Here is a 25141-nt window from a genome sequence, read left to right on the forward strand (position 1 = left end):
TATTAACCATAAGAATTAACAACAAATTCTATCTGCTATATTAGCTTTTAACAAAGGAATTGTGCCGTGATTTTTACTTTTTGGAACTCAAAGCTTGATGCTGTTCGATCAAAAAATACCATTCATAAGGTTACTACTGTTCATTTATGGCGAACACCTAATTTAATAGTAGCGATACTTGCAGGAACATTGATGCTGGCAGGTTGTCAGCAGCAGTCAGAAACTACGGAATCTGACAATGACAGTCAAACAAGCACACAAATTGATGCTGAAAATGCTAAGCCTGCGCCATTGAGTGATTCAGCTAAGGCACGTATCGAGCAGTTTCAGCCTTTGTACGTCGCCCAGATGCAAGGTCTACAACGACGTTTGCAAGCAGAGTATGAGGCACTACAAGCAGCTGATGCTTCTGATAGCGAAAATGCCTTGTTGCTTGATGGTACATCTGAGTCAGTCGATGATACGATTAATACTAATAGCCCCGACTCTACAATTAGCGCCACTGCTGACCCTATAACCAATGATGCAGATATTGAAGCTACTAACGAGGTAGCTACGAATGATGCCGAAGTTGAGATAAATACTAGTACTGAAGTGGGGGAGCGTGATCTAGAGGTATTAAAGCGTATTAGCCTTGAGCCGCGTAGACCGGAAGTATTAACTGAAGAGCAGATTATCGAACGTTATCAACAGGCGATGCAAGCGCTTTATGAGCCAGCGACTACCGCGCTTAGTGCTCAAGATACAGACACTTTACTAAATATCGCTACTCTAGTGCCGCAGTTATTTGAACATGCAGAGATTGCTGAGAGAGTAAGTGTAAAGAGCCCCGCACTAGCACGCTTAATCATCCAGCATCAAGTATGGCAGCAGATAGAAGCTCAACAAGCGCTCGATATGCAGCAAATGAAATTAAAGCAACAGCAAGAATTTGAAGTTCTAATGACGAAGTTTAATGACACTATCAAAGACTATGATGAGCAAATCGCTAAATACGAGCAGACTTTACAAGAGTTTCAGTAACCGCTTCTGTAATCCTCTTGAATAGCTTCTTTTTTCAATACGTACTTTTCTGATAATTGCTTATAAGCGCTCAAACTATTAATTTAAACGACAATAAAAAATCCCGCACAATGGCGGGATTTTTTATTGTTTTAATATCTAATCAAACTTACTTACGGTCTTCAACTTTAACGAAATCGCGATGCGTTTCACCAGTATATAGCTGACGTGGACGACCGATTTTAAACGGTGCGCTATGCATCTCTAACCAATGGCTGATCCAACCAGAGGTACGAGCTAGCGAGAAAATAACGGTAAACATTGACGTTGGGATACCAATGGCTTTTAAGATAATGCCAGAGTAAAAGTCAACGTTTGGATATAGGTTACGCTCAACGAAGAACGGGTCTTCTAGAGCAATCTTTTCAAGTGCCATTGCAAGCTCAAGCTTAGGATCATTGATACCTAGGGCACCTAATACTTCGTCACAAGTCTCTTTCATGACTTGGGCACGTGGATCAAAGTTTTTATAGACACGGTGACCAAAGCCCATTAGCTTCACTTCACGGCTCTTCACTTTTTCCATAAATGCAGGTACGTTTTCAACTGAACCGATTTCATCAAGCATCTCAAGGACAGCTTCGTTCGCGCCGCCATGTGATGGGCCCCATAGCGCAGCAATACCAGCAGCGATACAAGCGTAAGGGTTGGCGCCAGTAGAACCAGCCAAACGTACCGTAGACGTTGAAGCGTTCTGCTCATGATCAGCATGTAAGGTAAAGATCTTGTCCATTGCTTTGGCAATCACAGGGTTTACTTTATAGTCAACGTCAGCAGGGGTTGCAAACATCATATATAAGAAGTTTTCTGCATAGTTAAAGTCGTTACGTGGATACATGAACGGTTCGCCTTGTGAGTATTTATAACTCATCGCAGCAAGCGTTGGCATTTTAGCAATCAAACGGATAGCAGTGATTTCACGATGATTCTCATCACTGATATCTAATTTATCATGGTAAAACGCTGATAAAGCACCAACGACACCAACCATAATTGCCATTGGATGCGCATCACGGCGGAAGCCTTCAAAGAACTTACGCAGTTGATCATGAACACCTGAATGCTTACGGATTTTTTCAAAAAAGTCTGCTTTTTGCTCAGCAGTAGGTAGATCACCATGAACAAGAGCATAAGCAACTTCTAAATACTCAGCATTGTTCGCTAACTGATCGATAGGATAGCCGCGATGTAATAACTCGCCTTTACCACCATCGATAAAAGTAATCTTTGACTCGACAGGAGCAGTAACTTTAAAACCGGGATCATAAGACCAATAACCAGATTCTTGTAAAGCGGCAACGTCGATAACCGGGCGCCCTAAAGTGCCTTTAATAATTGGAAGTTGGTATTCCTTACCATCTACTGTTAGGGTGGCGTTGTTATCAGCCATAATTTCATCTCCATTGGTTTTAGCTTGTTAGAGTAAAAGTACTAACGACACATAACTTCGTGTCGTCACATGAACAAATACGGATTCAACTAATTTCAGATTCTGGCTATGTTACCAGTAATTCGGCACAATTAGAAAAGACTTTTGACAGCCATTCCCCCAATTTACGTGGTTTCAGGGTATTTCTATCGGGTAATTTTTGTATCAAAATATGTCTGCTTGCTTATTTATAGTAAATTAAGTGTTTTTAGCAGAGTAACATGATGACTATTATCATGATATAAACTGACTCTTTTTAATTGTTTAGTTATACTAAATTTTATATTAATACGGTTGAAAACAGACAGTGCATACCTAGTAGAGTAAAACCATAAAAGCTACTATCAATAAAAGAGTAGTAGGTTTACGACAATTCTATTACAGATAATTGACTTTATGTTAAGACAGCCACGATATTCACTATTTAAGGGATAAATTTGTAATTGTTGGCTAGCCATTTTATAATGGCGTGATTTGACTGATGCTAACTTTGTTTTAGTAAATGCTCGCTAGCGTATGTTGGTTCATTAAATGCTTAATCGAATGCTTTTTGTTAAAGTTAATATGTTAATTTGCAAGCATAACAATAGTTTATGACTTGAATGCTGTCGTTGTTTGTTCTATTTTTAGATTGACTATGATTCAGTTCATTTTAGAAAAGATGACCGAGTAGCGTTATCTCTTTTGCCTTAAAGAACTAATTAAAAATAGACCAGTTAACTGTACAGCCAACTATTATATTAATGGTAGATAAACAAAATAACAGATCGCTTCAATGACAGCATAGCCTTGTTATTCATTTATGTTTTATCGTCAGTGAATAACTAATAAGTGCTCACGATAATGAGTAGGTGCAGCATAAACAGTTAATTGTTAACCCCTTAATTAGCACAGTCAGCTAGCTCTTCCTTACTTTATTCGTCTCATGTGTTGCTGAATGTTTAGTAGGATCAATTCCTACTTAGCGTTGTTAGTAGATACAGGAGTATAACCGCAAAAAGGATGCCCGCTGTGAAAAGCAACCGACCTATTGATCTGCCTTTGAGCCAAGTGATTAGCGTTAATCGCTCACCGATTGCGATAGCTTCAATTTTACATCGTATATCTGGCATTATTCTATTTCTATTAATTCCTGTCATGCTTTGGTTATTACAGACCTCTTTGGCCTCGCCTGAGAGCTTTGAAACCGTGTTTGATAACGTCCTTATTCGCTTCTTAGCATGGATATTTGTTGCCGCAATTGCTTATCATTTTGTGATGGGTATGAAGCACTTATTTGCTGATATGGGCATGAATGAGGAGCTGAAATCTGGCCGTACTGCCTCTATGGTCAGTTTTGTGATTGCAGCGATTCTAATTGTCGCGTCATTTGTATGGGTGATGTTCTAATGATAAAAAATGATTCAGGAATCAAAAGCGCCACCGGTCTGACAGGTTCAGGCTCACGTGATTGGATTGTCCAGCGTATTAGTGCTGTCGTATTGGCAGTCTATAGTGTTGTATTACTGGGCTTCTTTTTGACACATGGTAATGTGACCTTTATTGAGTGGTCAGACTTTATGACCAGCTTACCAATGCGTCTATTCAGTTTAGTCGCTGTACTGGCGCTTGCTGGCCATGCTTGGGTCGGTATGTGGACAGTATTTACCGATTACATTACGTCTGGCAAGATGGGTGAAAGCGCTCCAAGACTACGTATGGTATTACAAACCTTAATGATTATCGCCATTTTAGTTTATCTATTCTGGGGTATTATGATTTTTTGGGGTAATGGCTTCGGTGTCGTTGCTGTTTAACTATTGAAGACATCTCGTTTTCAGACCCTACAATGACGGACTGTTCAGTCAGTTTTAATGGCCTCTAAAGTCTTTAAGAGCAGTCAGTCAGTAGCCATATTAGATTCATCATGTTGGATAGTGTGCACAAACATTGTCAGCTTAGCGCATTCATAATGGTAGGATGCACTATATAATGTATCAAGCGCCGATACGAAGGAAGCTTATTAAAAGCTACGTAGAGTCTCAAGCTTAATATAATGATGAATATGCAAATTTTAGTAAGTGGTTGAAGGTTGTCTCAAAGATATTAGCGCTTCTGTTGAGCTTATTCTATTGAACATATAAGGATACTCAAATAATTGAACGTGATGTCTGATAGACACTCCTTGTATTTACTTCACAAGCATTAGGAAAACCGTAATGGCAACAAGACAAGACAATACTATTAGCAACATTAAGACCCTGAACTACGACGCAGTCATCGTTGGCGGTGGCGGTTCAGGCATGCGTGCTTCACTACATTTGGCTGAAGCGGGCATGAAGGTTGCAGTGCTTACCAAAGTATTCCCAACGCGTTCGCATACTGTTGCGGCACAGGGCGGTATCGGTGCAAGCTTAGGTAATATGAGCAATGATAACTGGCACTTTCACTTTTATGACACCGTTAAAGGGTCAGATTGGTTAGGTGACCAAGACGCTATTGAATATATGTGCCGTGAAGCGCCAAAAGTTGTTTATGAGCTTGAGCACATGGGCATGCCGTTCGATCGTAACGAAGATGGTACGATTTATCAGCGTCCATTTGGCGGTCATACGTCAAACTATGGCGAAAAAGCCGTTCAACGTGCTTGCGCTGCAGCTGACCGTACAGGTCATGCGCTATTGCATACGCTGTATCAGAAAAACCTAGAGCAAGGCACTGAATTTTTTATTGAGTGGATAGCCCTTGATTTGATCAAAGACGAAGCTGGCAACATCAACGGTGTTGTAGCGCTTGAGCAAGAAACAGGTACGGTTGCGGTATTCCAGTCACCAATCACTGTCCTAGCGACAGGTGGTGCTGGTCGTATCTTTGCTGCCTCTACCAACGCTTATATCAATACTGGCGACGGTATTGGCATGGCAGTCCGTGCAGGTATTCCATTACAAGATATGGAATTCTGGCAGTTCCACCCAACGGGTGTTCATGGTGCAGGCGTACTATTGACCGAAGGTTGCCGCGGTGAAGGGGCTATCTTACGTAATAAAGACGGCGAAGCCTTTATGGAGCGTTATGCGCCAACCGTGAAAGACTTAGCACCTCGTGATCTAGTATCGCGCTCTATGGACCAAGAGATCAAAGAAGGTCGTGGTTGTGGTCCTAATGCGGATCATATTGTAATGGATATGACCCATTTGGGTGTGGAAACCATCATGAAGCGCTTACCATCAGTATTTGAGATTGGTAAAAACTTTGCGAACGTTGATATCACTAAAGAGCCAATCCCCGTTATCCCAACCATTCACTATATGATGGGCGGTATTCCAACCACTATTCATGGTCAAGTCATTGTACCGGATTTAGAAGCGGGTACTGATGAAGATGGCCTATATGCAAAAGGCAACGTGGTTAAAGGTCTGTATGCTATCGGTGAATGTGCTTGCGTTAGTGTTCACGGTGCCAACCGTTTAGGTACTAACTCACTACTTGATTTATTGGTTTTTGGTCGCGCAGCAGGTAAACATATCGTTGATGAATATCATCATGCTGATCATAACTACAAGCCGCTTGATCCTCATGTATTAGATTTCACGGTACGTCGTTTGGATAAATTGCAGCAGTCTACAGAAGGCTACAATGCGCAAGACGTAGCGGATGAGATTCGTGCGACTATGCAAACGCATGCGAGCGTCTTCCGTACGCAAGCGATGATGGATGAAGGCGTTGAAAAGATTTTAGCGTTAGGTGAAAAGATTGATCAAATTCATTTAGGTGATAAATCACAAGTGTTTAATACTGCCCGTATTGAAGCATTCGAAGTTGCCAATCTATATGAAGTAGCGAAAGCGACGATGATATCAGCAGCTAAGCGTCACGAAAGCCGCGGTGCTCATAGTGTATCCGATTATGATCGTCCAGAAGACGATGACTATGCACCAAATGGCCGTAATGATCACGATTGGATGAAGCATACCTTATGGTATTCTGAAGATAACCGTATCATTTATAAGCCAGTTCGCAAAGTTCCATTGACTGTAGATTATGTCGAGCCAAAAGTTCGCGTTTATTAATTCTGTATTACACGCTGTTTGTGTATGAATAGGATTAACGTTTTATCCCTTATTAATTTATTAAAAAGGTGACCGCCAGCTACAAGCTTATGCCAGTGCTATGATTCAGATTAAACATTAGCGCTGGCATGTTGCAACCTTTGTATGCCCGCCATCACCTACGTGTGGAGTTTAGCATTATGAGCCGAGGTACTCGCACCATCGAAATCTATCGCTACGATCCTGATCAGGACGCAGCGCCACGCATGCAAACTTATACGATTGAGCTACTAGACTCAGATCGTATGTTGCTTGACGTATTATTACGCCTAAAAAAGGAAGATGAGACCATTACCTTCCGTCGCTCATGCCGTGAAGGCATCTGTGGCTCTGACGGCGTAAATATCAATGGTAAAAACGGCCTAGCATGTTTGATCAACATGAATACGTTGCCTGAAAAAGTGACTGTTCGCCCATTACCAGGTTTGCCAGTGGTTCGTGATTTGGTTGTTGATATGAACCAATTTTACGAGCAGTATGAAAAAGTACATCCGTACTTAATCAATGAGCAGCCAGCGCCACCAACTGAGCGTTTACAGTCACCTGAACAGCGTGAAAAGATGAATGGTCTTTATGAATGCATCTTATGTGCTTGTTGTTCAACCAGCTGCCCATCATTTTGGTGGAACCCTGATAAGTTCTTAGGTCCAGCAGCACTACTTAATGCTAACCGTTTTGTAGTTGATAGCCGTGATACAGATACGCAAGCGCGTTTGGCTCGTTTGGATGATCCGTTCAGCCTATTCCGCTGCCGTGGAATCATGAACTGTGTATCAGTTTGTCCAAAAGGTCTGAATCCAACTAAAGCAATCGGTAATCTACGTAATATGTTGCTTGACCAAGCCGGTTAAATAAGTCGATTAACAACAACTTTGTTCAAGTACCCAATACTAAAACACCGTCTGAATATCAGGCGGTGTTTTTAATTGCTTATTACTTTTAGAGTAGATAATAAAAGTGATGATTGAGCTTTTGGCAGTCATGCAACTTATCTGTAACCAATATCTTGTTCAATGTAAGTCTATGCGTACAGTGCGTTGGTAGCGTGTAAGAGTTCGGAGCTTAGCATCTGTTTACCTGTACAATTTACCTCTATAAGCAAAGCATTTGTAAACTGGTCTGGTGTTAACTTCGCTTGCTGTAGAATGGTACTGTTTTTTAACGATACTATTTTTAAAATAAAGCCAGTATATGACAACTTGTGATAAATATTCGGCTCTAAAAATGCTATCATAGTCACTGTAAGTGTTATTCAAAATCAGACCTATCGCAATGCGTTCATTATGGGCGAAGGTTATTATTTCACTCTCAACAAGTGGATAATTTTTGCTGAATGATAATTAATATTTATTACGTAAATACATAGTATTGAACAAACAAACTATGTCAGGTAATTGATGCATGTTACCCTATATAGCAGTGTATGCTTGGCGTAAAAGCAGGTGATAATGTTTAGTAGTGGGTATTTTCGGCAGTAGTTAACTGAGATAAACCAATAAATACTCAGCTTATTATCAATAAAATTAGATTAATAATGCGCAGTAAAATTTCGTTTGATTAATCTAATGGTTATAAATGAAACCATTATATATAAATTAAATTTGTGAAACGAGGCAAGAAACAAGACCGAACGTTCACAGATATTTGTAATAGTGGTATCACGGTAATAATGAGGGTTAAAGTTACTTGTTGCTATCTATTCCAGACAATTATAAAAAGTAAATTTTGGGCTTGATATTGTAGTTGGTCATACATATCTACCCCATCAAGTAATAGCGTGTAAAAGCGCTCCTTGATAAACAGTACTTAACGATATATGCCAGTTTTTCTAAAAGCCTAGCATATGACAGATTACACAACAATAAGCACAATTCCATTCATTTATCTATCAAATAGACGATTATTATGAATAGTATAACTAAAGAAGCAGCCGGTGTAGAACATACTGAACTTGCCGCTGACAATGCCCATTATATCGAATCTCTTTATGAGCAGTTTTTAAGCGATCCGAGTAGTGTCGATAACGATTGGCAAGATTATTTTAAACAATACCAGTCTCCTAACGATGCCAAGCACAACGAGATTAAAGATCAGTTCTTACTGCTTGCACGAAATCAAACCGCTAATAAAGGTGGCGCTGCCCCTGATAGCTCAACTACGAGCACATCAGCAGACTGTGCTGATCCTAAACAGATGGGTGTTCAGCAGCTGATTTCAGCGTATCGCCGCCGTGGTCATCGCCGTGCGCAGCTTGATCCTTTAGGTTTGCACCCGCGTGCTGAAGTAGAGGATTTAACCCTCGCTTATCATGGCTTATCAGAAGCTGATCTTGATACTATATATCCTACCAGCGATATTAGTATTAGCAAATCAGAAGCGCCATTGCGTGAGATCATTGAAATCATGGAACGCGTCTACTGCCGTTATATTGGCGTAGAGTACATGCATGTTACCACCAGTACTGAAAAACGCTGGATGGAAAAATATCTTGAGACCAACTTAGGTTACATCAAATTCGATAAAGAAAAGCGCTTATCTATTCTTGAGCGTTTGACTGCGGCTGAAGGTTTAGAGAAATATTTAGCGCGTAAATATACGGGTGTAAAGCGTTTCGGCTTAGAAGGTGGCGAGAGCTTTATTCCTGCTGTTAATGAAATCATTCAACGTGCTGGCAGTTATGGTACTAAAGAGATGGTTATCGGCATGGCACACCGTGGACGTCTTAACTTATTAGTGAACGTTCTAGGCAAAAACCCAGCTGATCTATTTGATGAGTTTGATGGTAAAGTGCAGCCAGAAAAAGGTTCAGGCGACGTAAAATATCATAATGGTTATTCATCCAACGTGATGACACCAGGTGGTGAGGCGCATTTAGCGTTGGCCTTTAACCCATCGCATCTTGAAATCGTAGCCCCAGTATTGCAAGGTTCTGTCCGCGCGCGTCAAGTACGTCGTAATGATCAAGCCCGTCATAACAACAAAGATGGCAACTCAGTATTGCCAATCGTTGTTCATGGTGATGCCGCATTCGCAGGTCAGGGCGTCGTGCAAGAGACTTTCCAGATGTCACAAACGCGTGCTTATACCACGGGTGGCACACTACATATCGTTATCAATAACCAAGTTGGTTTCACTACCAGTCGCCAAGAAGATTTGCGCTCGACAGAGTATTGTACCGATGTGGCAAAAATGGTGCACGCACCTATCTTACACGTGAATGGTGATGATCCTGAGTCAGTAATCTTTGCCGCTCAGCTAGCACTTGATTACCGTCATGAGTTTGACAAAGATATCATTATTGATCTCTTCTGCTATCGCCGTAACGGTCATAATGAAGCCGATGAGCCGTCAGCGACTCAGCCACTGATGTATGCGGTTATCAAGAAGCTACCAACGACTCGTGCTATTTATGCGCAGCAGCTTATTAAAGATGGTGTCATCAGCGACGAAGAAGCTACAAACTATGAAGATGCGTACCGTGAGTCACTAGATCGTGGCGATTATGTGGTGAACTCTTTAGTTAGTGATCCTGATGAAGCGCTATTTGTAGATTGGAAACCTTATCTAGGTCATGATTTGGTTGATGACTGGGATACCAGTGTCGATATAGAAAAGCTAAAACAATATGGTCGCCGTATGGCTGAGATGCCAGAAGGCTACAAACTACAACGCCAAGTTCAAAAAGTCGTTGACCAACGTTTAGCCATGCAAACTGGTGAAGAGCCTCTTAACTGGGGTGCGGCAGAAACGCTTGCTTATGCATCACTTGTCGATAATGATGAAGTGTTAGTACGTATCACCGGTGAAGACGTGGGTCGCGGTACTTTCTCACATCGTCATAGTGAAATATATAACGTCAATGACGGTAGTATGTATGTGCCACTAGCCCATATTAGTGAAAAACAAGCTCGCTTTGCGACTTACAACTCATTGCTATCAGAGGAAGCAGTATTGGCCTTTGAATATGGCTATGCGACGACCGTTCCAGATGCATTGGTCGTTTGGGAAGCACAGTTTGGTGATTTCGTTAACGGTGCGCAGGTAGTCATTGACCAGTTTATCTCTAGTGGTGAGACTAAGTGGCAGCGTGTTTGTGGTTTAACGATGCTATTACCGCATGGCTTTGAAGGTCAAGGTCCTGAGCATTCTTCAGCGCGTCTTGAACGCTTTTTACAGTTATGTGCTGAAGACAATATGCAGGTCATTACGCCAACTACGCCAGCGCAAATATATCACGCGCTCCGTCGTCAAGCGGTACGTCCAATTCGTAAGCCGCTAATCGTCATGTCACCAAAGAGCTTACTACGTCATAAGCTTGCGACTTCACAGCTTGAAGAGCTTGCCAATGGTAAGTTTGAAACGGTATTGCCAGAGATCGATCAGCAAAATGCCGATCAGGTCACACGTTTAGTATTGTGTGGTGGTAAGGTTTATTATGACTTACTTGAGCAGCGTCGTGCTTTAGGGTTAGATCATGTGGCCATTGTGCGTATTGAGCAGCTCTATCCACTTCCAGAAGAACGCTTGATTGCTGAAATAGAAAAATATAGCAATTTAAAAGAAATTGTCTGGACGCAAGAAGAGCCGTTGAACCAAGGCGCTTGGTATTACTTGGCACCGCATATGTTCCGTATCGTCGTACCACATCCGACTAAAGCGAAAGTTATGGAGCCAGTAGCGCGTCCTGCTAGTGCAGCACCAGCAACAGGCTCACCAAAATTGCATGCTCAGCAGCAGCAAGCATTAATCGCTGGTGGTCTTGGCATTAGTGTCGATGAGTTGGCCGAATAAAAGCTATCAGTATAAGATAAATCAATCAGGCGATAGCAGTTAGGACTCATTACGTTATTAGATCATCAATAAGTAAGCTATTTATAAGGGTGTATCATTATCCATGACACACCCTTAAATGAGCACTAACTGTCTATCACGACTTAATAATAAATAGTAATATCCAAATCTAAGGAGTATATCGATGGCTGAAATTAAAGCCCCCGTTTTTCCAGAATCGGTTGCCGATGGCACAATCGTTGAATGGCACGTCACTGAAGGCCAACAAGTTAACCGTGATGACCTTTTAGCAGAAATCGAAACTGATAAAGTAGTACTAGAAGTCGTCGCGCCTGATAATGGCGTTGTGACCAAAATCGTTAAGCAAGTTGACGATACTGTACTATCAGACGAGCTTATCGGTGAGTTCGAAGCCGGTGCTAGCGCTGGTGCAGCGCCAGCCGTAGATCCAGACCAACCTGCTGCGCCTGTGCAAGAAAAACAAGCAACTGATGGCGGCGAACCAGTACAAGCTACTGATAAAAAAGGTGATGCTGAAACTGACCATAAAGATCAAAGCCCAGCAGTACGCAAAGCGGCCAAAGAGAGTGGCGTAGATCCTAAAAACGTCGAAGGCAGTGGTCGCGGAGGTCGTGTTACTAAGACTGATATGGCAAGCCCAACGCTAAAAGCTGACAGCTCTATCAAATCTGATAGCGGTCGTCCTGTAGCTGAGTCAACAGGTGAGCGTACTGAAAAACGTGTGCCAATGACTCGTCTACGTAAGCGTGTCGCTGAGCGTCTATTATCAGCGTCGCAAGATACTGCGATGCTAACCACGTTTAATGAAGTCAACATGAAGCCGTTGATGGACTTGCGTACTAAGTATAAAGATAAGTTTGAAAAGCGTCACGGTGTACGTTTAGGCTTTATGTCTTTATTCGTACGTGCAGCTACCGAAGCGCTAAAACGTTTCCCAGCAGTGAACGCTTCATTAGATGGCGACGATATCGTTTATCATGGTTTTTATGATATTGGTGTTGCTGTATCATCAGATCGTGGTCTAGTTGTTCCTGTATTGCGTGATACCGATCGCATGAGCATGGCAGATGTTGAGAGCAAAATCCGTGAGCTTGGCGGTAAAGCACAAGAAGGCAAATTAGGTTTAGATGAGATGACTGGTGGTACATTCACTATCTCAAACGGTGGTGTATTTGGCTCACTCATGTCAACGCCTATCTTGAACCCACCACAAACTGCTATCTTAGGTATGCATGCTATTAACGATCGCCCAATGGCAGTCGATGGTAAAGTTGAAATTCTACCAATGATGTATCTTGCGTTATCTTATGACCACCGTATGATCGATGGTAAAGAAGCGGTACAGTTCTTAGTCACTATCAAAGAATTGGTCGAAGACCCATCATTGCTATTACTAGACCTATAAGCTTCTAAGCTTGTATTGGCAATCGCTGATACAAGCTTTTTGCTTTGGTGCTAAAGATTATAGATGCATTTTTATAAGTGCTTTGCAGTCTTTAATATCCGGTTTTTAGTAATATGGATAAGCGCTATATGACACACGATGCTGAATTAGTGTATTAACTATCTATTTATCGCGTGACGTATGGCTCTTTTTTATTAAATCGTATAATGATTGCACCTATAAACAGAACTAAAATCAAAACCAAAATTAGAAAAGGAACGTACTATGAAAGACAATTATGATTTAGTCGTCATTGGCGGCGGTCCTGGTGGTTACGAAGCAGCTATCCGTGCAGGACAGCTGGGTATGAGTGTTGCTTGTATCGAAAAACGCGTTTATAAAGGCGAGCCTGCTCTTGGCGGTACTTGCTTAAACGTCGGTTGTATCCCATCAAAAGCGCTACTTGACAGCTCGCATCGTTATGAAGCCACTAAGCATGATCTTGATGAGCATGGTATTAGCACCGGCGACGTATCTATCAATATCGAACAAATGATAGAACGCAAAGAAGGTATCGTTAAGCAATTGACTGGTGGTGTTGCAGCATTATTAAAAGGTAACGGCGTTGACTGGTTACAAGGCTGGGGCACGTTAGTTGACGGCAAAGGCAGCGATAAAAAAGTTAAGTTTGTCGCTCTTGAAGACGAAGCGGAAAGCACTATTACTGCTAAGAATGTGATTCTAGCGGCAGGTTCTGTGCCTATTGATATCCCAGTTGCCAAAACTGACGGTGATCGTATCGTTGATTCTACTGGCGCGCTTGATTTCACTGAAGTGCCTAAGCGTTTAGGCGTTATTGGTGCAGGTGTAATCGGTCTTGAGCTTGGTTCTGTATGGCGTCGTTTGGGTTCAGAAGTTGTCGTATACGAAGCACTACCTGAATTTTTAGCAGCTGCTGATAAAGACATCGCTAAAGAATCGCGTAAGATGTTGAAGAAGCAAGGCCTTGATATCCGTGTTGATACCAAAGTAACCAATGCTGAAGTACAAGGTGACGAAGTTGTAGTTACCAGTGAAAACAAAGGCGAATCAAGCGAGGAGCGCTTTGATAAGCTAATCGTCTGTGTTGGTCGCCGTGCTTATTCTGAAAAACTACTTGGTGAAGACAGTGGTGTTACTTTGACTGAACGTGGCCTTATTGACGTAAATGATCAATGTAAAACCAATCTCGATGGCGTATACGCAATCGGTGACTTAGTCCGTGGTCCTATGCTTGCGCATAAAGCAATGGAAGAGGGCATGATGGCGGTGGAGCGTATCCATGGCGAAAAAGCTCAGGTCAACTATGACACTATCATCAACGTTATCTACACGCATCCAGAAATCGCCTGGGTTGGTTTGACTGAACAAGAAGCGACTGAAGCGGGTTATGAAGTCAAAACTGGTTCATTTAACCTAGCTGCTAACGGCCGTGCGCTTGCGCAAAGTGAAGCGCAAGGCTCTATCAAAGTCGTTGCTGATGCGAAGACAGATCGCCTGCTAGGTATGCATGCTATCTCAGCTGGTGCTGGTGATATCGTCCATCAAGGTATGATTGCGATGGAATTTGTCTCTAGTATTGAAGACTTACAGTTAATGACATTCGCGCATCCAACGATTTCAGAAGCAGTGCATGAAGCTGCTCTATCTGCAGATGGCCGTGCTATTCACGCCATTCAGCGTAAAAAACGTAAGTAGCTTTTGAAATTAAGATATTCAAAATTAAGATAATCAAAGTTAAGACAATTTAAGTAAATATCAAGTTTAACCGGATGGCGCGACCGCATTCATTATTGAGATAGCGGTCGTGACCATCATAAGTGCTCAGATATATTTTTCTAAGCACTTATTTTCACTTTTTATTAATTGTAAAAAATAAAGGATACAATCAATGAATTTACATGAGTATCAAGCAAAAGAGCTATTAAAAAGCTACGGTTTGCCAATTCAAGAAGGCATCATTGCCTATAGTGGCGATGAAGCTGCTGCTGCTTTTGATAAGACGCCAACTGATATCGCTGTTATCAAAGCACAAGTACATGCTGGTGGCCGTGGTAAAGCTGGTGGTGTTAAGCTAGTTAAGACTCGTGAAGAAGCTAAGCAAGTCACTGATGAGCTTATCGGTACCAATCTAGTGACGTTCCAAACTGACGCAGATGGTCAACCAGTCAACTTCGTATTGGTTGCAGAAGATATGTATCCAGTACAAACTGAGCTATATCTTGGTGCTGTCGTCGACCGTTCTACTCGTCGCGTAACCTTCATGGCATCAACCGAAGGTGGTGTTGATATCGAAGAAGTGGCTAATGAGACGCCAGAAAAAATCTTTAAAGTGAGCGTAGATCCATTAGTAGGTCTCATGCCTTACCAAGCGCGTGATGTAGCATTCAAGTTAGGTCTTGAAGGCAAGCAGATCAATCAGTTTGTAAAAATCATGACTGGTGCTTATCAAGCATTTATCGAAAACGACTTTGCCTTACTTGAAGTCAACCCGCTAGCAGTTCGTGAAAACGGCGAGATCGTTTGTGTTGATGGCAAAATTGGTATCGACTCAAATGCCTTATATCGTTTACCAAAAATTGCAGCACTACAAGACAAAACTCAAGAAAACGAGCGTGAGCTAAAAGCAGCTGAATTTGATCTAAACTATGTTGCCCTAGAAGGTAATATTGGTTGTATGGTAAACGGTGCCGGCCTTGCAATGGCTACGATGGACATCATCAAATTGTATGGCGGCAAGCCTGCTAACTTCTTAGACGTTGGCGGCGGGGCAACTAAAGATCGCGTTGTTGAAGCGTTCAAAATCATTCTAGAAGACAGCAGCGTTGAAGGCGTTCTAATCAACATCTTTGGCGGTATCGTACGTTGTGACATGATTGCAGAAGCTATTATCGCTGCGGTCAAAGAAGTTGACGTAAAAGTACCTGTTGTTGTACGCCTAGAAGGTAACAACGCTGAATTAGGCTTGCAGATCCTAGAAGAGTCTGGTCTAAAACTGACTTCAGCCCAAGGCCTAGCAGACGCTGCACAAAAAATTGTCGACGCTGTTCAAGCATAAACCTTTAAATATGGGTGCTTAAGCATAGTAGTCAAAGCGTAGTAGCAGTTATTAGCCGAGGACAAGTCGTTAACATTTAACGATATGTAAGCTAGCAAACTGCTATTACAAGACAACCGAATACAAGGAATAAACAATGAGTGTATTAATTGATAAAGATACCAAAGTATTGGTACAAGGCTTCACCGGTAAAAATGGTACGTTCCACTCTGAACAAGCCATCGAATACGGTACTAAAGTCGTCGGCGGCGTAACGCCAGGTAAAGGCGGTCAAACGCACCTAGGCCTACCAGTATTTAACACTATGCGCGAAGCGATGGAAGCAACTCAAGCTGATGCTTCAGTTATCTACGTACCAGCGCCATTCGTACTAGATTCTATCGTTGAAGCAGTAGATGCAGGCGTGAAGCTGATCGTTGTGATCACTGAAGGTGTACCAACGATCGATATGCTAAAAGCCAAGCGTTATATTGAAGAAGCAGACGGCGTACGTATGGTTGGTCCTAACTGCCCAGGCGTTATCACTCCAGGCCAGTGCAAAATCGGTATTATGCCAGGTCATATCCATCTGCCAGGTAAAGTAGGTATCATTTCACGCTCTGGTACGCTAACTTATGAAGCTGTTGCGCAGACGACTAAGCTTGGCTTTGGTCAGTCGACCTGTATCGGTATCGGTGGTGATCCTATCCCTGGTATGAACCAGATTGACGCACTAAAACTGTTCCAAGACGATCCACAAACCGAAGCCATCATCCTAATCGGTGAAATCGGTGGTACTGCTGAAGAAGAAGCAGCTGCTTATATTAAAGACCATGTGACTAAGCCAGTGGTTGGTTATATCGCTGGTGTCACTGCTCCTGAAGGCAAGCGTATGGGTCATGCTGGCGCTATCATCTCTGGTGGTCAAGGTACTGCTGAAGAAAAATTCAAAGCCTTTGAAGACGCAGGCATCGCGTATACTCGTGACCCAGCTAAAATCGGTGATAAGCTAAAAGAAGTTACTGGTTGGTAATACAGACCTAGTTCTAATATATAGGCGTAAAATATCAATAGAAAAAACACTCCTACATTGGGGTGTTTTTTTTGGTTGGATAAAGCGTGCTCAGTACATCTTAAACTAACTTTAGAAAAAGCTCATCCAGATACCATAATACATATATTGCTATGATAACTTGGATAGAATAGCTATTAACACCGATAAACGGTACTTTATTCTATGTATGAGATATTTTTTACATTAAATTTTAGTATTAATATGTTTATATTCATTAATATGAATACTTCGTAGAGCTTGTCAGTTAAAGCTTAAACTCATAAAAGCAAATAAATCTATAAACAGCATGTATCTAAGTCGTTTTATTGACTAGATTCACACCTTGAAAAAACTGTGCTACAAACATACAATGAGGTGTTTTTATTGTAGTGAATTGTCATGAATAACAAGATCTTAGTAACTGGTGGCGCTGGCTATATTGGCTCACATACCTGTGTTGCACTCCATCAAGCAGGCTATGATATCGTAGTGTACGATAACCTGTCTAATAGCAGCTATGAAGCTGTCAACCGTGTTTCTGCCCTCATTGGTCAGCCGATCGAGTTTATCGAAGGTGATATCCGAAATGCTGGATTACTTAGAGAAGTATTCGATAAGCATAGATTCTTCGGTGTTATTCATTTTGCAGGCCTAAAAGCCGTTGGTGAATCCGTTGCTAGGCCTTTGATATATTATGATAATAATGTTAGTGGTACTATTAATTTACTTAATGTGATGGAGGAGTATAGCGTCAGTAACCTTATCTTCTCTTCGTCAGCTACCGTATATGGCGACCCTGAGACCCTACCTATTAATGAGACTTCTCCACGTTCCTGTACCAACCCATATGGACAGAGCAAATTAACTGTTGAGCATATTTTGGGAGATTTAGCAGTATCTAATGATAAATGGAACCTTATTACTCTTAGATATTTTAACCCAGTAGGTGCGCATCCATCAGGGCAGATCGGTGAAGACCCTAATGACATCCCTAATAACCTGATGCCCTATATTTCACAAGTAGCAGCAGGCAAACTTACCAAGCTCAGTATCTTTGGTAATGACTATTCGACCGTCGATGGTACTGGTGTACGTGACTTTATCCATGTTACTGACCTTGCACAGGGGCATGTTGCTGCCTTAAGCTATTTAAAGAAGCAATCATCGCCAGTTGGCTTCTTACCTGTTAATTTGGGTACTGGAAAAGGTACGTCTGTACTAGAGCTGGTATCTGCTTTTATTGAAACTACCAAACAGTCTATTCCTTATAAGTTTGCTGCACGTCGAGAAGGTGATATTGCTAGTTGTTATGCTAGTGCAGATAAAGCGAAGAAATTATTTGGTTGGAAAGCTAAATTGTCAATTACTGATATGTGCCAAGATACATGGAGATGGCAAAGTATGAACCCGAATGGCTACAAATCAATCAGTGAGTACAAAATATAGTATGAAAAAAATAATACTTCAAGTACATGATATAAAAGATCCTTTAAACTATTCAATAAATTTTCTAAAGAAATTTCAGGAGGTTGCGGGTGAGATAGATGTGTTGATTGTACTTCCTAAACTAAGTCAACGTATTATTAATACTATTAAAATACCATTCAAGTATAAGTTGATTATATCTGATGAGTATATCCAACAGGATGTGCTTATTAGTAGTTCTGATAATATCAATTTGGAAAATTGTATACTACAGCAAAAAGTTTATGAAAAAATTGGGCTAGTAATGCCAATCCATAATATTATTAAAAGACAGATAGCATATGTATCGTTATACGAAGAAATAATACACAATTTTAAACCTGATTTTTGTATATGTTGGAATGGACAGGTTCATATTGATCAGACGGCCTTTAGAGATACCTCAAAAAATTTGAAAGTTAATACATTGTTTTTAGAAAGAGGGCTGGTTCCTAACTCTATTTTCTATGATAAAGAAGGGGTTAATGCGACTTCAAGTGTTGCTAATTGGTCGGTTGAAGATTATTCGTATGATAATTATAAGAGAGATTATAGTTTAATAGAAAGTTATGTAAAAAAAGAAGGACTGGCTGTAGTTAAGCTTGAGCAAAAAAAGTATAGGTTTAATTCACCTTATATTCTTTTCCCATTACAGAGAGATTCTGATAGTAATCTCGTAACGAATTCTAAGTATTTTAAAAACATGTATTCGATTTTGAAAGAAATCAATAATACCGTTTTACCTGTTGATATACATTATAGAGCACATCCTGAAGATCCAAAAAATCATTACACTAAACATCTCGTATTTGATAATCCTATGTTACAGGAAAAGTCAAATGTGAATCTTGAGCAGCACTTAAAATCAAGTATTGCTGTCATGACAATTAACTCTACAATAGGCTTCTCAGCTCTTCTTAAGAATAAAGTAGTAATTACACTAGGCGAAAGTTTATATGCTAATAAAGGATTTACAATTGATTATAAAAACTATCCTTCATTTGAAAAAGCTTTTGCTCAAATTGATAGCTTCAAACTAAGCTCTGATTTAATAGAAAGAAAGAATAACTTTATTTCAAAAGTAATAATGGATCGACATATTGTGTTTGAGGATTCCCATCTATCATTCCTTCAGATTAGTAAATTAAAAAAATATATAGAGAATACTCTTGGAGAATTAAAATGATATATTTAGATATTGTTGTACTTACTACTTCTGATTCTGATTCATTAGATAGATATAGAACTAACAGATCAATTGAGTTGATTAAAGGAAAGTTAGACTATTGTAAAGTTACTGCTCATTTTGCAGAGATTAATGAAGTTAAATCATTACCACTTAACTCAGAGCTATGTCTATTTTTAATAGCTGGTGACTTATTAGAGGTAGACTACTTAGAAGAAGTTGGAAAGACTTATATACCTTCCAAAAATATCGTTTTACAGCCTGGTTATACATATTGTTTTAATAAATCTGATAGGAAACTATGTAAAAACATTGATATTCATTCTGAACTTGCATGTTACGATGTTTTAGCCTTACGATATTGTGCATCAAGACATTTTGTAAGTAAAACAAGTATGGTCAAAGATTTTTTATCAAATCAAAAATCATTAGATATTAGTTTTATATGGTCTTATTTACTATTCTTATTATCTAAAGGCCATGTTTTAATGAGTCTCCACGAAACGGTAACATTCGAAATTATTGAAAGATACTTCGATAATAGAAGTGTTAAAGTTTTTGGTGATTATTCTTCAAATCCACCTCTAAGCGATGATTTTTATTACCCTGATGTACTTAGAAGGCAAGATATCAATAATGTTCATGTCAGAGAAAAATCACTTCTCGAATCCCACATGATATCTATGAATTCTAAAGCAGTTCGTAATCCAGCTGTATCTATTTCAAATTTAGCTATGGAAACTAATAATTACAATAAATCTCAAGAACAATTCTCGACTAAAAAAAATGTCTCTGAGCAAGACGTTGCTGAAGCTATCAAGAATAATGGATTAATAAAGGGAATTAACTTAACTAAGGCAAGATTGTTAAATAGAGCTACAGAAAGATTTAAGAAAAAAAACCTTCCTTTTAAAGATAAAATAAAAGAGACTAAGATTGATGTTAAGAATACTTTAAATTTAAAATAGAATTAGGACATATTATGTTGCCTTTAAGCCCCGAAGTCATAAAGTATAACTCTATAGCAAAAAATAAACTGCCTATGAAAGTTTTAAATACTATTCATAAAATGAATGATATTAATCCCAGAGTATACCCTCCATTTAATGGATGTGGTATGACTTTTGATTATTATGATAAAGTCACAGATAGCTTATACTCCACACTAGCTTTAGCAGCAGGTGATAAAAACTATAATGGTGTTGTATTGATTCCAAGAATTAGAACAGGAGGTACAGATAAATTATTAAAATCTTATCTTAGAGCTCTTTGCGAAGGCATTGGGTTAGAGATATTGATAATTTGCGAGGATTCGACCACTAGTACGTGGACTGAAGAGTTTGAAGAATTGGCAGATATTTTATATTTAGATGAAATTTACAATTCTAAAACTCCTCCTACTTATAAAATTGCTTCAATAAATTATTATATCAATCTATTAGAACCTGAATTTATTTGGGCGTTTAATTCAAGGCTCGCTTACTTTCTTATAGGTACTTATGGTGCAGCCTTATCTAAAATTACAGATATTTGGGTTGTTACATTTGCTCACTGGATTCATGAAGTATCATATCGTGAATTTGGAATGATTCATGATTATATACTTCATTGTGAAGCTCATATCAAATATATAGTTTCAGATAACTCTAATTTCATTGAAAAACTAGAGCGTCAATATCAGTTAAATAGAGGTAAGTTAATATATATTCCTAGTCCTAACTCTTTGAAAGATATAATATATAAGCCAAATATAAAAAGAAAGAAAATTAAAGTATTATGGGCTTCTGGAATTGAGTGGAATAAAGGTATTGACACACTTTCTGAAATTGCAAATATATTAAATAAGCAAAATATTGAAGTTGAAATTGATGTATATGGAACGCCAAAAAATAACAAAGGATATAAGTTACTTGATAAATTCAAAGAACAAATTAGTAAAGTAAGCAATATTAACTACAAATCTACTTTTAGTAGCTTTGATGCACTACTACCTAATGACTATGATGTATTCTTGTTTACGAGTATTATTGAAGGTATGCCAAATATCCTTTTGGAAGCGGCTGAAAATCAGATGTTTATTATTACATCTAACGTAGGAGGTATTAGCGATCTAATTAAAGATGGTAGAACAGGTTATCTTATCGAGAATAGCTTAGATCCATATGAATACGTGGAAAGAATCAGAGATTTTATTAACTTAGATAATAATCAGTATAATGATATCCGAAAAACCTTAGTATCTCATTATAATTCAGTCTACACAAGCAAATGTGCGATTGCAGAGTTTAAGAATATACTTAATAAACCTGACTCAGGTACGATGTGATAATATAACTTTGCATTATATAATCCATGTTTTCAAAACTAGTCTTAAGTCTTTATGTTTAAAATTTTAATAATTATCCTCCTTATTATGTCCCATAGTTAAGTACAAAGGTTATTTATGGAAGACTCTTCGAATTTTAAAAATTTTTCTATACTTTTTAGATCAAAGAAGTACTTCGAAGTTATTCATTCGTTTGAAAAGTCACAAGACATTTACTTATGTAAGTATGAATCACTATTTTATTATTCACATTCGCTTTTGAATGTAAATGAAAACAAAAAAGCTAGTAAATGCTTTAATGTAGTTGTTGAGCGTTTCCCAGAAAAATATCAAGGTTATGAAGGCTTATATTTAATTGCTGAGAAAAATAACCAACTGAATATTGCTGAGACTATTTTATCTGAGCTGATATTAAATTATCCTGAAAATATAGGTTTGCACTTAAAGTATGCGTTATTAATGGTAAAAAAAGGAGGGTTTGAAAAATCAAGAGAAACATTTGAAAATTTTCTTGGCAAGCTTAACGAATCTGAATTAATTTTAGCGTGTTATGCAAACCAAGCTCAAATTGCTAAAGATTGGAATTTATCTAATAAACTATTAAGTAAACTGATTCAAAGCTATCCCCTAAATTACTCATACAATTACAAGTACGGTAAGAATTTGCAAAAGTTACATGGCGTTTTCGCTATGAAAACATATTTTGAAAACAAGGTTGAAACTAATTCATTTTCTTATATTCTTACCAAAGGTTACATTGAATCGCTCTTGATTTATCGGGATTGGTCTAAAGTGTTAATAAATGTTGAAAATGTAGTTGAAAATGGAGCACCTCCTCAAGTAGCTGAAATATTATTTTTAGCTAGAATGGCATATATAAATTTAAAAAAATCTGATGTACTTGAAGAATTAATTAACAATTTTTTAAGTGTCTATAAAGATTTTTACTTTGCATGGAAGATTTACGCTTTATTACCACATTTACTATATGATGGCAATATAAAGAAAGTTGAGCAAGCATATGAACGTGCTAAAGAAACAACTAATCAGTTTCCTGAAAATTTAGATGCTAAAATAATGCTCGTTACTAGATGTACAGATTTATATAGGTTCAAAGAAGCTGAAATTATATTGGAAAGCCTGATGAAGGACAATCAGGATAACTTCATAGTTTTTAAAAAATGGGTCTTATTACCATTTTACGAAAATAACTATGATGTTTTTAATGAGAGAGTAGAGCTCTATAAGAAAAAGTTCCCTAGAAAGCTACGTGATTTGAAAGAACATATATTTGTCTCTCTGTTGGCTTCTGGGCATAAGGAAAAGTTCCTAAAAATTTATTTGGAACAAGTAAGAGGTTCCTTTTTTCAGCTTGTTGTAGAAAACCCTGTAAATTGGTTAGATTTTGAAAGACAGAAAATTAACCAAATTTTTATTAAGAAAACAAAAATCAATATTCAAGATGTAAAGAATAACATAAAATCGAAAATTGATTACTTGCCTAAACCTAATGATGAAAACATATCGCTTTATATTAATCATTCTGCAAGAAATAGAACATTAGTCGTTTGCTTCTCAGGTATGGATGGAAAAAGAACTGCAGAACACTTTAATGATAGGAAGCTTAAAGACTTGAATAAAATTACTAATTATTCTCAAGGTGAATTTGACTATCATGGATTTGCAAAAGGTAAAAAAGATTATAACTTCCTTTTATTGAAAGATTTGTACAATTGTTGGTATCAAATTCATACTCAAAACTATATTGAATTGATTGAAAAAATATACATGGAGGGTAAGTACAATAAACTGGTTTGTGTAGGTACAAGTGCAGGTGGATTTGGTGCCCTTATGTTTGGTCAACTACTTAAGAGCCATTTAGTTTTTGCCTATGGACCCCAAACTCTTGCATGGACAACTTACTCGACCCTTTTTAATAAAGCTTGTGAAATGTGTGTTGTTCCTGACAATCCTCATCTATTCGATATTGGTCAACTTCAATATGATACAGATGGGTTTATACCTAACGTTCAAATAAGTTTGTGTGAAAATAATGCAATAGATCAGTTTGCATTATTCAATATCGATTTAACTGATCCAAATTTGAATATCATGGAATATAAAGGTGACTCTCACGCTATGTATCAAGTTATTGGCAAAAGAAAAATGTTTACCGAAATTTGTGAATATATCGACTTATATATTCCCTCTCATGAGGCTATTACAGGTAGTCCCATTCCTGTTTAAAATGAACTGTAAAAATATTTCACATTAAAGAGCCTGCTATGAGTAAAGCAATTAAGTGCAGTTTAAATACAATTGATATAGAAATAAATGCTTTAAAATCTCTTAAATTGCAGATTGACTCTAGTTTCTCTAGAGCTTGCGATATTATTCTACATTGCCAAGGCCGTTTAATTATTACTGGTATGGGTAAGTCGGGCTTAGTAGGGCGTAAGATAGCAGCAACAATGGCATCTACAGGGACGCCTGCATTTTTTGTTCATCCTGGTGAAGCGGGTCATGGTGACCTTGGGATGATCGTAAAAGGCGATGTTGTCTTAGCAATTTCGAATTCAGGCAATAGTGATGAAATCAACGTTTTACTACCAGTTATTAAAAAGCTGGACTTACCTTTAATAAGTATTAGTAAGAACTTATTAGGTAGGTTGCCTCAAGAAGCTGTTGTTGCTTTAACCATTGGCGATTTTGAAGAAGCTTGTCCAATGGGCCTAGCTCCTACCTCTAGTACTACCGCTACTATGGTATTGGGTGATGCGTTAGCTATTGCATTACTTGAAGCTCGCGGCTTTAAGTCTGAGGACTTTGCTTTATCTCATCCTGCAGGCTCTCTAGGTAAGAAGCTGTTGACTCATGTTGCCGATCTTATGAAATCGGGCGATGAGATTCCTGTAGTAACAGGAAATACCAGCATTATAGAAGCTTTATTTGAAATTACAGAAAAAAGATTAGGTATGACAGTTGTAGTAGATGACGAAAATCGCTATGGAGTACTGACTGATGGTGATATACGTCGACTGCTCACAATCGATCAAGACATGAGCCATCCGATTGCTAGTGTTATGAAGACTACGCCTATCACTGCCTCACCTGACATGAAGGCATCAGAAGCGTTAAATATCATGAGACAAGAAAAGGTGAATCAGCTTATAGTTTTCGATAATGACAAGCTAGTAGGCGTTCTTGCTTTACGTGATTTGGTACAAGCTGGTATTAATTAAATAAACATATATGACTAG

17 protein-coding genes are annotated in these 25141 nt (G+C 38.8%); 16 read left to right on the forward strand and 1 reads right to left on the reverse strand.

Annotation, left to right across the window (positions count from 1 at the left end):
- Positions 1-69 precede the first annotated feature (69 nt).
- On the forward strand, positions 70-1023 hold the full coding sequence (locus ACTQ9S_RS11545) for a hypothetical protein (protein WP_440455067.1): 954 nt from the start codon (positions 70-72) through the stop codon (positions 1021-1023).
- 148 nt (positions 1024-1171) lie between these two features.
- On the opposite strand, the gene gltA is transcribed toward ACTQ9S_RS11545, so the two are convergent.
- Positions 1172-2452: a citrate synthase gene (gene gltA / locus ACTQ9S_RS11550; protein WP_068033753.1), complete on the reverse strand. Its 1281-nt coding sequence runs from the start codon at positions 2450-2452 to the stop codon at positions 1172-1174.
- A 1041-nt stretch (positions 2453-3493) separates the two neighbouring features.
- Here gltA and sdhC point away from each other — a divergent pair.
- The 15 genes from sdhC (at position 3494) to ACTQ9S_RS11625 (ending at position 25123) form a co-directional block, all read left to right on the forward strand.
- Positions 3494-3880 carry a succinate dehydrogenase, cytochrome b556 subunit gene (sdhC, locus tag ACTQ9S_RS11555; RefSeq protein ID WP_082787118.1) on the forward strand — a complete coding sequence of 129 codons (387 nt, stop codon included), beginning with the start codon at positions 3494-3496 and terminating at the stop codon, positions 3878-3880.
- A 20-nt stretch (positions 3881-3900) separates the two neighbouring features.
- Complete coding sequence (gene sdhD, locus ACTQ9S_RS11560; RefSeq protein WP_068038841.1) at positions 3901-4287, forward strand: succinate dehydrogenase, hydrophobic membrane anchor protein; 387 nt, start codon at positions 3901-3903, stop codon at positions 4285-4287.
- A gap of 402 nt (positions 4288-4689) precedes the next feature.
- Complete coding sequence (gene sdhA, locus ACTQ9S_RS11565) at positions 4690-6540, forward strand: succinate dehydrogenase flavoprotein subunit (protein WP_068325418.1); 1851 nt, start codon at positions 4690-4692, stop codon at positions 6538-6540.
- Between the two features lie 179 nt (positions 6541-6719).
- Positions 6720-7430: a succinate dehydrogenase iron-sulfur subunit gene (locus ACTQ9S_RS11570; RefSeq protein ID WP_068033760.1), complete on the forward strand. Its 711-nt coding sequence runs from the start codon at positions 6720-6722 to the stop codon at positions 7428-7430.
- 1054 nt (positions 7431-8484) lie between these two features.
- The gene (locus ACTQ9S_RS11575) at positions 8485-11370 is read left to right on the forward strand and encodes a 2-oxoglutarate dehydrogenase E1 component (protein ID WP_068033762.1); all 2886 of its coding nucleotides are present in this window, start codon (positions 8485-8487) and stop codon (positions 11368-11370) included.
- Positions 11371-11554: 184 nt separating this feature from the next.
- A complete protein-coding gene (odhB, locus tag ACTQ9S_RS11580) occupies positions 11555-12796 on the forward strand; it encodes a 2-oxoglutarate dehydrogenase complex dihydrolipoyllysine-residue succinyltransferase (protein ID WP_440455006.1) in 1242 nt (413 codons plus the stop codon).
- 264 nt (positions 12797-13060) lie between these two features.
- On the forward strand, positions 13061-14512 hold the full coding sequence (lpdA, locus tag ACTQ9S_RS11585) for a dihydrolipoyl dehydrogenase (RefSeq protein WP_351118948.1): 1452 nt from the start codon (positions 13061-13063) through the stop codon (positions 14510-14512).
- 193 nt (positions 14513-14705) lie between these two features.
- Positions 14706-15872, forward strand: a complete 1167-nt coding sequence (sucC, locus tag ACTQ9S_RS11590) for an ADP-forming succinate--CoA ligase subunit beta (RefSeq protein ID WP_440455007.1) — start codon at positions 14706-14708, stop codon at positions 15870-15872.
- Positions 15873-16008: 136 nt separating this feature from the next.
- On the forward strand, positions 16009-16884 hold the full coding sequence (gene sucD / locus ACTQ9S_RS11595; RefSeq protein ID WP_440455008.1) for a succinate--CoA ligase subunit alpha: 876 nt from the start codon (positions 16009-16011) through the stop codon (positions 16882-16884).
- 420 nt (positions 16885-17304) lie between these two features.
- Complete coding sequence (gene galE, locus ACTQ9S_RS11600; protein ID WP_440455009.1) at positions 17305-18351, forward strand: UDP-glucose 4-epimerase GalE; 1047 nt, start codon at positions 17305-17307, stop codon at positions 18349-18351.
- Positions 18317-19555, forward strand: coding sequence for a capsular polysaccharide export protein, LipB/KpsS family (locus ACTQ9S_RS11605; RefSeq protein WP_440455010.1), 1239 nt, complete (start codon positions 18317-18319; stop codon positions 19553-19555). Before galE ends, ACTQ9S_RS11605 begins: the two co-directional genes overlap by 35 nt.
- The gene (locus ACTQ9S_RS11610; protein WP_440455011.1) at positions 19552-20523 is read left to right on the forward strand and encodes a hypothetical protein; all 972 of its coding nucleotides are present in this window, start codon (positions 19552-19554) and stop codon (positions 20521-20523) included. Before ACTQ9S_RS11605 ends, ACTQ9S_RS11610 begins: the two co-directional genes overlap by 4 nt.
- A 14-nt stretch (positions 20524-20537) precedes the next feature.
- Positions 20538-21881: a glycosyltransferase gene (locus ACTQ9S_RS11615; protein ID WP_440455012.1), complete on the forward strand. Its 1344-nt coding sequence runs from the start codon at positions 20538-20540 to the stop codon at positions 21879-21881.
- A 117-nt stretch (positions 21882-21998) separates the two neighbouring features.
- Entirely contained in the window at positions 21999-24128 is a 2130-nt protein-coding gene (locus ACTQ9S_RS11620) for a tetratricopeptide repeat protein (protein WP_440455013.1), read from the forward strand.
- Positions 24129-24166: 38 nt separating this feature from the next.
- Positions 24167-25123, forward strand: coding sequence for a KpsF/GutQ family sugar-phosphate isomerase (locus ACTQ9S_RS11625; protein ID WP_440455014.1), 957 nt, complete (start codon positions 24167-24169; stop codon positions 25121-25123).
- Positions 25124-25141 lie beyond the last annotated feature (18 nt).

Origin of the sequence: Psychrobacter sp. ASPA161_9, assembly GCF_051970275.1 — a bacterium.
Lineage (GTDB): Bacteria > Pseudomonadota > Gammaproteobacteria > Pseudomonadales > Moraxellaceae > Psychrobacter.